The sequence below is a fragment of the Spirulina sp. 06S082 genome (genome assembly GCF_034932145.1).
Taxonomy (GTDB): Bacteria; Cyanobacteriota; Cyanobacteriia; order Cyanobacteriales; family Spirulinaceae; genus CCY15215.
Genome location: NZ_JAYGHV010000274.1, coordinates 23,072 through 36,809, shown reverse-complemented (window position 1 = coordinate 36,809; position 13,738 = coordinate 23,072). Strand labels below are relative to the sequence as shown.

Sequence of the window (13,738 nt, the reverse complement as noted above, 5' to 3'; positions counted from 1 at the left end):
ACGCTATATCTAGTGTCATGGAGGAAGATATTTTAGAAAAAAACACTATTTAGCGCGATCGCACGATGCTAGGGAAGAATTTTTTTCTGGCGGTAAGACTTACCATGATATGTCAGAGAGGGTGTCTGGGATGGGAAATGATTAGAAAAAGATATTTGCTGCGATCGCGCTCATCACAAACAAGTTTTCTCGGTATAATAGAAAGTTAGAATTCTGGCTAATGTTGTCTTATGTTAAAAAGCCTAAAAATAGAAAATTTCCGTCGCTTCAAGTCCTTTGAACTGGAAGATTTAGGAAGAATTAATCTTCTGGTAGGAATGAATAATAGTGGCAAAACATCCATCCTCGAAGCAATTCAATTACTATGTTCGCGAACCTATATTGATATACTTCGTCAATCTACAATTGAGCGAGGAGAATTTAGTATAGTTGATAATTATGGCGGAAAAGTTGAGGATACATTACTTAATATTGCCGATCTTTTTTTCGGACATGAAATAGATTTAGATACTAAGTGTACGATCGCGGGCAATAATTCCAATCTAGATGAAGAACGAGTAATTTTATCAGTGTCCAAAAATGAGGCAATTGCAGAATATAAACTAATATTTAAAATTGAATGGGTCAGCCAAAAAGAAACAAAATCTTGGCACACTTCCTTGTTTCCGAGTGGAGAAATTTCAGATCGAGAGATAGCGATAAATTCTTCCGAACACGATATTATTAGAAAATGGGAAACTCGTAAAGATGAAACGCTTAAAGCTCAACTTGTTTCTTTATCCTCTTTAACAGGTGAAGAGATGAAAAATTTGTTTGATAGTATTTCTTTAATGCCGGAAGAATCTTTGATTTACGATTCGCTGCAAAAAATTGAACCAAAACTTAAAAGAATTGCAACTGTTAGCAAAACATCAAAAAAATTGAGCGATCGTGAAGGATTTTTTGTTCGACTTTCAGATAGCGATCGCCGCATTCCTCTCGGCAGTTTAGGAGATGGGATATGGAGAATGTTAGGATTGACATTGGCGTTACTTAATGCAAAAGGGGGTATTTTGCTAGTTGATGAAATTGATACGGGTTTACATTTTACAGCTTTATCTGATATGTGGAAATTTATTTGGAAAGTAGCCAAAGAATTAGATGTACAAGTTTTTGCAACAACTCATAATAGCGACTGCTGGCAAAGTTTAGCCAGTATTGCCAGTTTAGAAGAAACAGAACAAGATGGTATTACAATTCAACGTATTGAAAAAGACAAACAAAAAGCAGTTGTATTTCCTCGAGAAGGAATTGTTATTGCTGCTGAAGACGACATTGAGGTACGTTAAATATGGTCAGTGAGAATCATCCCAAAATCTTAATTGTTGAAGGGAATACAGATAAACGAGTGATTCCCGAATTAATGGAAAAAAATGGTATAGTTTGGCCAGATAAGAAACACCCCGTTCAGATCAAAGTCTATGGTGGAGATCGCCAAATTAATCGCGATCGCATTCGCTTTGCCTTACAACAATCTGGATTAAAAGTATTGGGAATAATGCTGGATGCTGATAATAATTTTTCAGGAAGATGGGAATCAATTAGAAATATTTGTACTCCATTAATGTCAGATTTTCCAGAAGAACTACCAGAGACAGGATTAATTCATACTGCCCCAAATGGTGTAAAATTCGGTGTTTGGATTATGCCCGATAATCAAAACAGAGGAATGTTAGAAACTTTTCTTGCTTATCTCATTCCCGATCGCAGCGAACCGATTTGGGATTATGCTAAAGAAGCAACCCAAGAGGCTAAAAAGCGAGGTGCGCCATTTATTGAACCACATACAGACAAAGCAAATATTCATACATGGTTAGCTTGGCAAAATGAGCCAGGAAACCAATTGCATACAGCAATTATGGCAAAAATATTTGAGCCAACGCACCCGAAAGCACAGATTTTTGTAAATTGGTTTAAAACTTTATATGATTTATGAAATAAAAGCGATCGCATCTCCTCCCTATTCTACATCGTAGGATTAGCGCGACGATCGCAGAAAATCGCATTTCTCTAATCTTGTAGTTTTTTATCGATACAGATATAATTGCGCTGTCCTACAACAAACAGAATTTATGAAACGAGTTATCTCTTTGGTTATTTATGGGATTGTCTGTGGCATCGTCTTTAGTTTAACTTTTTCCCTAATTGCACCATCGCTTGTTGGAATGCTGAGTAATGTAACTGCACTTCCTTCATCTCTAATCGAACCGCTTTTATTTATCATCTTGTTGTTTGAAATTCTTTTTAGATTTTTAGATTTTCTTGCCTTCCCTTCTCTCAAGTTTATTCCCACTAATCCCGAATCTTGCAATTTCTTAGATCGAGAGCAAATGGATAGCTATACAATCGATTTAGAAAGATTGGGGTTTATGCAACTGATGGATTATTCTTGGTCGTCCAATCAAGCATTTTCAAGATTTCTCGTTCATCCGCAACAATACTGTTTTGCTGAAATTGTTCAATTAAAAAATAAGCCTATATTTTACACTATTGATAGTCATTTAACACAAAATTGGTTATTAAGCATCATGACACATAAACCCAGTTCTGCTAGTTATGTATTAGCCCTTACACCGAGACATTTAATTAAATATGTTATTAGTATTGAAAATTATTCCCCTTCCTTTATTTTCCAATCTCTATTACAATGGAGAGAGCAAGTTATGTCAGATTTAAAAATCGATCTGGTAGAAAATTTAACAATTGAATATCACTTGGAAGGACAGCATCAGATAAGAAAAGAACAAAAAAGAGCATTGTTAAAAAGAAGCGTAATAGTTGCTCGTATAAAAATGTTAATATTTTCCTTGAATCCAAAAACAGAATGGTTGGGAGATTATGAAAAATCGCGAAAAAAGTTGCAATGATTGTAAAAAAGGGTGCAATAACTGCACCCTCATTCGTTTACAAAACTTAAACTTTACACAACTTTACAATCGCTCTGTAACTTGCGTTAACAGTGTATTCGATCGCTCAATAAATGCCTTCATATTATCCGCATCAAAAGGCTTTTGAGAAATCAAAGCCAGATCGTAAATATGTTGACACATTTGCTTGACCAATTCTCCCGTTTTCGAGGTACCTTCACCCTCGACGATCGCACCTTGAGAAAGATTCACCAAATTTTGTACCATTGGGTGAGCAACATTCACCAATAAAGTGTGCATATCGGGAAAATCAACCGATTTTTGTTGCAATAATGCCGTCATTTCTTGAATGCGTCGCATCTCTTCCGGTACAATCACCATTGCGGGAGGAGTACCTTGGAGATCGTCAGATTTAAGGGATTTCGTCTGAATAGTAATGCTTTTGTTATTAAGCGCTTTTTCAAACAGTTCTTTCACCAACTCACTGCGAGTTTTATTGGTCTTCGGATCGACAATTTCCGATTTTTCCTCCTCAATTAAAGTTTGATCCAAATCTGAATCAACCCGCAAGAACTTCACATCAGTGTATTCTCGTTCGAGGAAAGGAATAAAATAATTAGTATCAATGAAAGAGTCCATAAACAGGACTTCTAAACCTTGATTTTTGTACAGTTCTACATAAGTCGCTTGGGAACCCGTATCGGTGCAGTAAAACACGCGATTTTCGTTTTTTTCCTTGTTCCTTTCCAAGTAATCCTTTAATGTGGTATAACCATCATTGCTCGAGCCTGGATCTGCATCTTGCCAAGCATCTCCCTCTTCTGTTTGTACCTCTACTTTAGGGGTTTCTTCGCTTTTCTTGTCTTCTAAGGTACTTTTGAAGATAATAATATCCTCAACTTGTTTCTTGAACTTTTCATCCTTGAGAGAACCAAACTTGACAAATGTTCCCACATCTTCCCAACAACGCACATATTCACTGCGGTTTTCGCTGTACATCGCTTTGAGGCGATCGCCAATTTTCTTAGAGATAAAATCGGTAATGCGACGCACTGTGCGATTATTCGTTAAAGCACTCCGAGAAACATTGAGAGGAATATCTGTACTATCAATTACCCCGCGTAAAGGTCGCAAGAATTCGGGGATAATTTCATCGCAGCGATCGCTAACAAAAACCTGATTGCAGTAGAGTTTAATTTGTCCTTTGTTAACATCTACATCGGGTTTAATGGGAGGGAAATAGAGAATACCATTGAGAACAAAAGGATAGTCGGTATTGAGATGAACCCAGAGTAAAGGATCTTCTTGGAAAGGATAGAGATAGCGATAGAATTCCAAATAATCCTCATCATTAAGATTTTGTGCGGATTCTTTCCAAGGTGCCTTTTGTTGATTAACCTGTTCTTCACCTAACTTAATCGTAACGGGCATAAAGTCGCAGTAAGTTTTAACTAACTGCTTGATCCGTTCTTCTTCGAGATACTCGGTTTCCTCTTCCATCATGGTTAGAGTAATCGTTGTTCCCGGTTCTGTACGAGAGGAATCTGTTAACTCAAACGCAGGAGAACCATCACAAGACCAATGTACTGCTTGAGAACCGGAACGATGAGAGAGAGTATCAATTTCTACCTGTTTGGCCACCATAAAAGTGGAGTAAAAACCTAAGCCAAAATGACCGATAATTTGTTGGTTGGGGTCTTTTTGATATTTCTCAACAAACTCTTCAGCGCTTGAGAAAGCAACTTGATTAATATATTTCTTGACTTCCTCTGCGGTCAAACCGATGCCATTATCAGAAACAGAGAGAGTTTGCTTATCTTTGTCAATTTTAATCTCGATTTGCGGTTCCGGTAATTCTCCATCAATTTCTCCTGCGTAGGATACCATCTTTAGTTTCGAGATCGCGTCCACGCTATTTGAGATTAATTCCCGCAAGAAAATCTCGTGATCGGTGTAGAGAGATTTCTTGATAATGGGAAAAATATTCTCTGTATGGATTGTAATATTGCCTTGTTCGAGTACAGTTGTCATAATTGTCTCTAATCGTAAATGTGGGATTACTTGTAACTTATTGTGGATGATTTTTGTCTATTATGGCGTAGCAATTTCCCCCATTAGGAATGCGGATATCCGATATCTCAATGCCAGCGATCGCCAATTCATGTTGATTATTTATGCAAATTAGGAATTTAAACTAAGAATTGGTTGTTAAATTTTTCTTGCTGCTGACTTTCTTTTCTCCGTTTCCTTTTTCCCAGTCTTCCAGTTTGGCAAAAATCATGCGACCTGCGGAAGTTTGCAATGCAGAGGTGACTACCGCACGAATTTCACTCCCAATGTGTTTGTAGCTCTCTTCTACGACAACCATGGTACCATCTTCGAGATAGCCGACTCCTTGATCGGGTTCTTTTCCTGGTCTAATGACTTTAATTTCTAAAGTATCCCCAGGTAAATAAATGGGACGCAGCGATCGCGCCAGATCGTTAACGTTTAAAACCGGAACTTTTTGTAGATTGGCAACTTTGCTCAGGTTATAATCATTGGTTAACAGAATGCCATTCAACTCTAGGGCAAAACGCACCAATTTTGCATCTACCGTATTGATATCTTCGTAATCTTCCGAATTGACAACAATGCGATCGGGATATCTTCCTTGCATTTGGTTCAAAATATCTAATCCCCTTCGTCCTCGAGTTCTCTTGCGATCGTTGGAAGAATCTGCTAGAAGTTGTAATTCTTGTAAAACAAATTGAGGAATAATAATCTGTCCTTCAATAAATCCAGTTTTTAATAGTTCTTCAATACGTCCGTCAATAATACAACTGGTATCTAAAACTTTACTAGAAGCAGGTTTGAGAGTACCTTCTGCAACCAATAGACTCTCAATACTATCGGGATTAATTAATCTTAAAAATGTGCGTCCGTGAGTATCAGCTAAACTTACTCCCAAGAAAGAAAACATAACACTTGCTAATATTGCGAAAGTTGGCTTGATAAAACTAAATCCTTGTGGTATAGGGAATAAGAAAATAGGAGCAAGGATGAGATTTGCCAACAATAAACCCAAGACTAAACCGACGGCTCGGGTTAGAATAACCTCTACGGGTTGACGACGCACTCGAGTCTCTACTCGGTGATAGGTGGTTTGAGCCGTTAAACCCAGAGCTAAACCTACGATCGCGCCAAAACCAGCAATAATAAAGCGAACAGCTTCGATATTGGTGACTTGTACGAGGACTTCGGGAGGGAGTAGATCGATCGCTTCGTAACCGACTCCAGCGACAGCAATGACGAAGATCCCGATAATGATGGCATCAAACATGATTCCCAGAAAATTAAGATAAGGTATGAAAGAGATAAGATGAATTTTTGTTGGAATTGCGCGAACTCAGAACAAAAACAGAGATAATCTTATTTACTTTAACTTACTTTCTGACATTTTGTAATGCTTTTAGATTTGCAATTATGGCAAAAGCACTATTTCGATCGCATTAACTCTCACTCTTGCACTCAATTATTAAAACCATGAAGAAACAAAGAAAGAATGCTTGGGACGCAAATTTATATGATAAAGAACATGATTTTGTGGCTCAATATGGCACGGATGTTGTGGAGTTATTAGCGCCAAAAAGAGGGGAAATTATTCTCGATCTCGGTTGTGGAACGGGATATTTAACTGAGGCGATCGCGGAAACAGGAGCGGAAGTTTTAGGGATTGACAGCGCGCAAAGCATGATTACAGAAGCAGAGAAAAACTATCCGAAACTTAATTTTAAAGTCATAGATGGGGAAAAATTGCCCTTTAACGAGCAATTTGATGCGGTTTTTTCTAATGCGGCTTTACACTGGATGAAAAATGCAGAAGCAGTCGTTACAGGAATTTGGCGATCGCTGAAACCGCAAGGGCGATTTGTGGCAGAATTTGGCGGAAAAGGGAATGTAGAAACCATTGTGAAGGCGATCGATCTCGCTTTAGAAAAGACAGAGTATGCTGATAATATTACTCTCAATCCTTGGTATTTTCCCAGTATTGGCGAATATGCTGGATTGCTAGAAAAACAAGGATTTGAAGTTCATTTGGCTAGGCTATTCGATCGCCCTACTCCTTTAAAAAATACGGAAACAGGTTTGCAAAATTGGCTAAGAATGTTTGCCAATCCTTTTTTTAAAGATATTCCAGAAGAGAAAATTTTAGATATTTTGAGCGCGATCGAGCAAGAAACTCGCCCGCAATTATATCGAGATAATACCTGGCTTGCTGATTATCGTCGTCTGCGTATTATTGCCATTAAGTAGGGGTTTGGTCACCAAACCCCTACTTATCGCCTATCTGCTAGACTAAATCTAGTCGCGACTGCCACCACTTAAAATGATGATGAGACGTAACAGAAAAATAAACAAATTGATGTAGGTTAAATACATCGACAAAGCTGCCGAGAGATACTGTTCATCCCGATAAGCGCGAGGAAGAACGTAGAAATCAACAACCGCAGCACCAGCAAAAATAAACACCCCTGCGGCCGAAATTGCGACTTCCAAAAAGGTTGGTGTACCGAATCCAAATAAAGAGAGGCCGAGTTGTGCCACTAAGACAACAATGAGGGCAATCATACCAATCCGCACGGTTCTCATGAGTGCCATGCCGTCGGTGTCGGAAAGATTAGACCCAATACTTCGCGCTGCAATAAAAGTGACACCGCACCCCAAAGCAGCCATAAATATCCCGTTTAATCCTGCTGCTGAGTGCAGAGCCAGAAAAATCAGACCAGTCAGGGTATAACCTGATAGTAAACTGTAGACAGTCAGTAGCGGCAGAGCAATAGCATTATTAGCTTTTTCAGCAACACCGCGCACGACAAAGAATAAAGCTATCTCAGCAACCAGGGCTACCCAAAAGGTGGGCATAAATAAGCCAGGATTGGAGCTAATGACCCCTAAACCGCCATAAGTACCGATCGCCGTGAGAATTAGACCACCACCAACATAGGGTAGGGCATTAGCAACAACGTTAGGGCCAACAAGGTCTTGCTTGCCAGCTTTCCGCATTGCATCAACGAAATTGCTTGAGTTTGCCATAACCAGTTCTAAAAAATAATGTTTGATAACCAATACGTTTATTGTATCGCGGCTTCTTAAAGGGGGAAGATAGGGAATACCGAAATCTATCTCGCGGTTTTCTGGTTTACCAAAGTAAAAGCTAACTGGGTTGTCAGGGAGGAGAGAGATGAGAGGATGGGTAATTGTTGTACTTTCGATCGCAACTCATGTTGATTCCTTTGGTTGATGCTCAATTTTTTCGCGAGATTCGCTTCATTGCGACGGATATGGATGGAACTTTGACTCAGGGGGAAAAGTTCACTCCGGCTTTATTTCAGGCTTTAGAGAGCCTTGCAGAGGCTAAGATAGAAGTTCTGGTGACGACGGGGCGATCGGCGGGATGGGTGCATGGGGTGAAACATTATTTTCCTGTAGCGGGGGCGATCGCGGAAAATGGAGGGGTTTTCTATGCCCATGATTCTGATATCCCCCAAATGTTGACTCCAATTACAGATATCTCTCAACATCGTCAGAAACTGGCGGCCATGTTTGATCAACTTAGAGAACAATTTCCTCAACTTCAAGAAGCGGAAGATAATCGCTTTCGTCTGACTGACTGGACTTTTAGCGTCGCAGGATTAGGCGATCGCGATCTGCAAACCCTGGCCAAGATTTGCCAGCAAGAAGGCTGGGGTTTTACTTACAGTACGGTGCAATGTCACATCAAACCCCTCGCTCAAGATAAAGCAACTGGGTTACAGGTTGTTCTCGATCGCCATTTCCCTCAAATAACCCCACAACAACTCGTAACTATTGGCGATAGTCCTAATGATGAATCTCTTTTCGATCGCGATCGCTTTCCCCATTCCGTCGGTGTCGCCAATGTTCTCCCATACCGAGATATCCTAACTCATTGCCCCACCTACATCACAACGCTGCCAGAATGTGCAGGATTTTGCGAATTAGTCTCTTTGTTGGTTAAAAAATAACAAGAAGGAAATTAAAATTTTGGCCAAGCAAAGATTAGATGTATTACTGGTAGAACGCCATCTCTGCGAGTCGAGACAGCTTGCCCAGCGACTGATTCGGGCAGGGGAAGTGAAGGTGAACGATCGCCTCGTTGACAAACCTGGCACGGAAGTGAATATAGAAGCGGAAATTCAAGTTAAGGAAAAACCCCGCTACGTCTCCCGAGGGGGTGAAAAGCTCGAAAAAGCCCTGAAGGAGTTCAAAATCCCAGTAGAGGGGCGTTTATGCCTCGATGGGGGCATTTCTACTGGGGGGTTCACCGATTGTTTATTGCAAGCAGGGGCAAAATTAGTTTACGGCGTGGATGTGGGTTACGGCCAAGCAGCGTGGAAATTGCGCCAGTGCGATCGCGTCCTTCTCAAAGAAAGAACGAATATCCGCTATCTCCAACCGGAAGCGTTATATGGCGAAAATCAGAGCGCCAATTTAGGGGTTGTGGATGTTTCCTTTATTTCCTTAACCAAAATTCTCGCCTCTTTCTGGAATTTACTCGCTGCGCCGAAAGAAGCGATCCTACTGGTCAAACCGCAATTTGAGGTGGGGAAAGATCGAGTTGGCAAAAAAGGAGTTGTCCGTAACCCTCAAGACCAAGCTGAAGCGATTTTTCGAGTCTTGCAAACCGCCCAAAAATTAGGCTGGCGCGATCGCGGTTTAACGCGATCGCCGATTACTGGACCTGCTGGAAACATTGAATATCTTCTCTGGTTAAGCAGCGAAGGGGACTCTCTCAACCTCGATCTAAAGACAATTCAACAAGAAACCGAAACCGCGATCGACCACTTCATCTAAAAGTCGCAAGGATTCGCCACTCCTCTACAGGATGGGGAGGAATTGCGACCCCAAAATATTTGAGCGGTAGCGAATCCGCACTTGACAAATTCGCCAATACTTCCTAGACTAGGAATGTCATCTTTTGAATATCCTGATGAGTGAAACCCAAACCATAACAGTTGCCTGTAAACTTAAAGCCAGCAAGGAAGTTGTCCAAGAGATGGACGAAACCTTGTTGGTGTTTGCATCAGCTTGTGATTGGATTAACCAAAATACTCCCCCGAAGATGACCAATAAAACAGCAATGCAGGCGTTAGCTTATCAGGATGTTCGCACTCAATTTGGCTTATCGGCTAATTTAGCGATCCAAGCTATTCGTCGAGTTTGTGCTAATCGCAAAACAGCATTTCAGAAGAAAAGAAAAGTAGGGACGTTCCATGGAACGTCCCTACATAAGTTTAATCCCACCTCGGCCAGCTATGATGCTCGAATTTTCAGTTTTCGAGAAAAAGACTGGACAGTGAGTTTAAAGCTGTTGAATAGCCGACAAAGACTAACTCTTCTAATTGGTAACTACCAAAAACATTTATTGTCTGGACAAAAACCGAGTTCGGCAATATTGGTAAAACGGCAAGATGGAAGTTACTACATCCATATCCAAGTCGAAAAACCCGCACCGCCTATTGCAGAAACCGAAAAAGTTTTGGGAGTCGATTTGGGAAGAACCGATATTGCGAGTACCAGCAAAGGAGAATCATGGAGTGGAAAACAAATAACTGAAAAACGGAATCATTACGCGAAAATGAGAGCAACACTCCAAAAAAAAGCCACGAAAGGCACAAGAACAACAAGGCGTAGATGCCGTCAGTTGTTGAAACGGTTGTCGGGCAAGGAGAAACGCTTTCAACAGGTCGATTGGATATGGCGAACTAAATTCGCCATCCCTCGACCTCAGAAACACATTAATCACGAAATCTCCCGGAACTTGGTGCAGAATGCCGCCATCAAGGGACAGTCGATCGCCATTGAAGATTTAACCGGAATTCGAGAGCGAGTGAATGAGAAGCCCAGAAGCAAAAAAGATAAGCGTCTGAGCAACAATTGGGCATTTTACCAGTTAAGAAGTTTCTTGACTTATAAATGCGTTTTAGCGGGAGTCAAACTCATTCTCGTCAATCCGGCTTATACGTCCCAAACCTGTCATAAATGTTTGCACATTCATCCGGTAAAAGGCAAATCCTATCGAAGTGGGAAAACCTACAAGTGCAAGCATTGCGGTTGGAAAGGCGATGCAGACTACAACGGAGCAAAAATAATAGAGGCACTGGGGCGGTCTATAAACCCGCCTAGAGGCACAGGGCTGTGCTGCAAGTTGGAGGAACGTTCTACAAAAGAGTACGTTCAGCTTACCTTGTGGGACGCTCTAGGGCTACCCAAAACCCCACCCGCCTATGCGGTGGGGTAGTTTATCACTATCCGATAATCAACAGATAACTATTGCCTGTTGCCTGTTCCCTGTTGCCTTTTTAAGTAATCAGCGTATCCTTAGACTTATCTTCCCCTTCCAATGGGGGTAAACGGCGCTTAGAACCGCGTTTGAGTTTCTCATCCATGTCCGCATCTTCAATGCGAATTTGGATTTGTGGCCCGGAACTGGCTAAACGAACAATCATACCATCACTGACAGCAATTTTCGTAATCCGCTTACCATCAATATAGGTTCTATTTGCCCCCAAATTGACCACTTCCCAACTTGACGAACTACTGGGTCGAACTTCAACATGATGGCGGGAGACTACAGCACTGTAGAGAATAACTTCATTATCTGTAGATCGCCCGATCCGAATCACCAAATTTGGTTCAAAAGTCCAGCTTTGAACCGGTACAGCTTGCAAGGGATGCAGCAGAGTGAGGACGATGGCCGAAGTTGAATGATTCGAGTCCAGATTTGGATTAACTTGTAACTCGTCAGATGTTCCGGAGTTCATAGAAGTGGGTTAGGTAGCAAAACTTAACTTTACACTCAAAGTATACTCTGCCTCTTGTTTGGCGTAGAATTACTATTTATTTTACAGGTTAGGGATGAGGATGACCAGATAGCGGTGTTCAAATTTTGCGACTCAATCCCACCAAAGCCAGTATTTTTCAGATTAGCATTCGTTAGAACGGTTAAGGAGTGCAAAGTTTAGCCTGATTATCCAACACTTCAGCAAATTTCTACTGAATGTCCATTCCCCTCACCCCTGAAATAGAGGGAGGGGATGGAGAAATCAGGAGAGAAGATATTCATCTCCTCATCTTTTTTAATTTTTACAGTACCCCTGCATTGCTTAATCCCAAGATCATGCCAGCACCGAGAATATGACCGAAACTCATAGTGGCAAGGAGTTCGGGAAGCCCAAAACCTTTCCATAGTGCAGGTTTTGCGATGGGAAGATCGGGACCCCGCCCCGAATTTTGAATCGCAAAACGACCGATCGCGATCGCGAAAAGGTTACAGAAGATCATAACGATAGCGACGCTAAAATTCCATTCGATGGTTATGGGAACGGCGGCCAATAGAGTGAAATTCATGGTTTCTCAAGTCCTTGTTCGTAACAAGAAGTATTAACAAAAATCTTCAGAATTATAAAGATTTCTTAGTGGGAAAGGGGATTTTGTTGCAATAGTTAATATTTACTTAAATTTTCTTATAGATTGAGGGGAAATCTCAAGAGCAATCAGATTAGCGATCGCATTGAAGGAGATAAGGAGGAATGTTCAATGTTATACTGACACCAAGTAACATCAAGAAGATAGCAAATGGAGTCGAGCGGGTGAAAGTATTCTCTTTTTTTGCGGGTTCTGGATTTTTAGATCTAGGATTTGAATCTAGTGGAATTCCAATTTCATATGTTAATGAAATTTATACGCCTTTTCTAGAAGCATATAAGTATTCCAGAAAATATTTAAAATTACCGCTACCGGAATATGGTTACTATGAAGGAAATATTATCGATCTTTTAGAAGGAGAGGCAGCTTTAAAACTTGGTAGTTTAGTACAAGATGCTCGGCACAATAGCAATATAGTGGGTTTCATTGGCGGTCCTCCTTGCCCCGATTTTTCTGTAGGAGGAAAAAATCGCGGTTCTGAAGGCGATCGCGGCCATTTATCAGCTTCCTATATTGAATTAATTTGTCAGCAAAAACCTGATTTTTTCTTATTTGAAAATGTCAAGGGACTATATAGAACTAAAAAGCATCGTAGTTTCTTTGAGAAAATCAAAAATACAGTAAATCAAGCTGGCTATATTCTGGTCGAACGCATTATAAATTCTATTGAATACGGTGTTCCTCAAGATCGAGATAGGATTATTTTAATTGGTTTTAGTAAAAAATTATTAGAACAGTTAGGAATGAGAGTTAATAATATAGATAAATATATTCCAGATGGTGTTTTTCCTTGGAAAAAAAAGGTTTTATATTCTCAAAAAGATGCTTTTTTTCGTCCTTGGCCTCATATAAACGCATTTCAGCCCGATTCTAGTTTATCTTGTCCCAATAATATTCTACGAGAATTAACTGTTGAATATTGGTTTAGAAAAAATGATGTTTTTAATCATGCTAATGCTAAACATTATTTTACTCCCAGAGCAGGAATTAATAAATTTCGCTCGATTGACGAGGGAGATGATTCCAGAAAATCCTCTAAAAGACTACATCGTTGGCGTTATTCTCCTACTGCTTGTTATGGCAATAATGAAGTTCATTTACATCCCTATAAAGTGCGTCGTATTTCCGCAGCAGAAGCATTATCAATACAATCAATGCCTAAAGATTTTTGTCTTCCAGAATCGATGTCTCTAACCGCAATGTTTAAAACAATTGGTAATGGAGTTCCTTATTTAGCATCTAAGGCGATCGCACAAACAATTCTCGAATTTTTGAACACAAAAGAATTTCCAGATTGTATATCAGAAACCCGTCAGTTAGAATTACCTTTAAATTTTCTGTGA

General features: G+C 40.3%; 13 protein-coding genes. 8 read left to right on the top strand and 5 right to left on the bottom strand.

Annotation, left to right across the window (positions count from 1 at the left end; all coding sequences use genetic code 11):
- The first annotated feature begins 230 nt into the window (after nucleotides 1-230).
- From VB714_RS15715 to VB714_RS15705, 3 genes are all read left to right on the top strand, one after another.
- Nucleotides 231-1,328 carry an AAA family ATPase gene (locus VB714_RS15715; RefSeq protein ID WP_323225587.1) on the top strand — a complete coding sequence of 366 codons (1,098 nt, stop codon included), beginning with the start codon at nucleotides 231-233 and terminating at the stop codon, nucleotides 1,326-1,328.
- A gap of 2 nt (nucleotides 1,329-1,330) precedes the next feature.
- On the top strand, nucleotides 1,331-1,975 hold the full coding sequence (locus VB714_RS15710) for a DUF3226 domain-containing protein (protein ID WP_323225586.1): 645 nt from the start codon (nucleotides 1,331-1,333) through the stop codon (nucleotides 1,973-1,975).
- 136 nt (nucleotides 1,976-2,111) lie between these two features.
- Nucleotides 2,112-2,906, top strand: coding sequence for a hypothetical protein (locus VB714_RS15705; protein ID WP_323225585.1), 795 nt, complete (start codon nucleotides 2,112-2,114; stop codon nucleotides 2,904-2,906).
- A gap of 63 nt (nucleotides 2,907-2,969) precedes the next feature.
- On the opposite strand, the gene htpG is transcribed toward VB714_RS15705, so the two are convergent.
- Together htpG and VB714_RS15695 are read right to left on the bottom strand one after the other, a co-directional pair.
- A complete protein-coding gene (gene htpG / locus VB714_RS15700) occupies nucleotides 2,970-4,937 on the bottom strand; it encodes a molecular chaperone HtpG (protein ID WP_323225584.1) in 1,968 nt (655 codons plus the stop codon).
- 163 nt (nucleotides 4,938-5,100) lie between these two features.
- On the bottom strand, nucleotides 5,101-6,228 hold the full coding sequence (locus VB714_RS15695) for a PIN/TRAM domain-containing protein (RefSeq protein WP_323225583.1): 1,128 nt from the start codon (nucleotides 6,226-6,228) through the stop codon (nucleotides 5,101-5,103).
- Between the two features lie 203 nt (nucleotides 6,229-6,431).
- Here VB714_RS15695 and VB714_RS15690 point away from each other — a divergent pair, with 203 nt between their 5' ends.
- Complete coding sequence (locus VB714_RS15690) at nucleotides 6,432-7,202, top strand: methyltransferase domain-containing protein (protein WP_323225582.1); 771 nt, start codon at nucleotides 6,432-6,434, stop codon at nucleotides 7,200-7,202.
- A gap of 48 nt (nucleotides 7,203-7,250) precedes the next feature.
- On the opposite strand, the gene VB714_RS15685 is transcribed toward VB714_RS15690, so the two are convergent.
- Entirely contained in the window at nucleotides 7,251-7,982 is a 732-nt protein-coding gene (locus VB714_RS15685; RefSeq protein ID WP_323225581.1) for a Bax inhibitor-1 family protein, read from the bottom strand.
- A gap of 188 nt (nucleotides 7,983-8,170) precedes the next feature.
- Between VB714_RS15685 and VB714_RS15680 the strand changes: the two genes are divergently transcribed.
- The 3 genes from VB714_RS15680 (at nucleotide 8,171) to VB714_RS15670 (ending at nucleotide 11,208) form a co-directional block, all read left to right on the top strand.
- Nucleotides 8,171-8,932, top strand: a complete 762-nt coding sequence (locus VB714_RS15680; protein WP_323225580.1) for an HAD family hydrolase — start codon at nucleotides 8,171-8,173, stop codon at nucleotides 8,930-8,932.
- 19 nt (nucleotides 8,933-8,951) lie between these two features.
- Entirely contained in the window at nucleotides 8,952-9,761 is an 810-nt protein-coding gene (locus VB714_RS15675) for a TlyA family RNA methyltransferase (RefSeq protein WP_323225579.1), read from the top strand.
- Between the two features lie 136 nt (nucleotides 9,762-9,897).
- Nucleotides 9,898-11,208, top strand: a complete 1,311-nt coding sequence (locus VB714_RS15670) for a transposase (RefSeq protein ID WP_323225578.1) — start codon at nucleotides 9,898-9,900, stop codon at nucleotides 11,206-11,208.
- 61 nt (nucleotides 11,209-11,269) lie between these two features.
- On the opposite strand, the gene VB714_RS15665 is transcribed toward VB714_RS15670, so the two are convergent.
- Complete coding sequence (locus VB714_RS15665) at nucleotides 11,270-11,731, bottom strand: FHA domain-containing protein (protein WP_323225577.1); 462 nt, start codon at nucleotides 11,729-11,731, stop codon at nucleotides 11,270-11,272.
- A gap of 322 nt (nucleotides 11,732-12,053) precedes the next feature.
- Nucleotides 12,054-12,317 carry a photosystem I reaction center subunit PsaK gene (psaK, locus tag VB714_RS15660; protein WP_323225576.1) on the bottom strand — a complete coding sequence of 88 codons (264 nt, stop codon included), beginning with the start codon at nucleotides 12,315-12,317 and terminating at the stop codon, nucleotides 12,054-12,056.
- 182 nt (nucleotides 12,318-12,499) lie between these two features.
- On the opposite strand from psaK, the gene VB714_RS15655 reads away from it, so the two are divergent.
- A complete protein-coding gene (locus tag VB714_RS15655; RefSeq protein WP_323225575.1) occupies nucleotides 12,500-13,738 on the top strand; it encodes a DNA cytosine methyltransferase in 1,239 nt (412 codons plus the stop codon).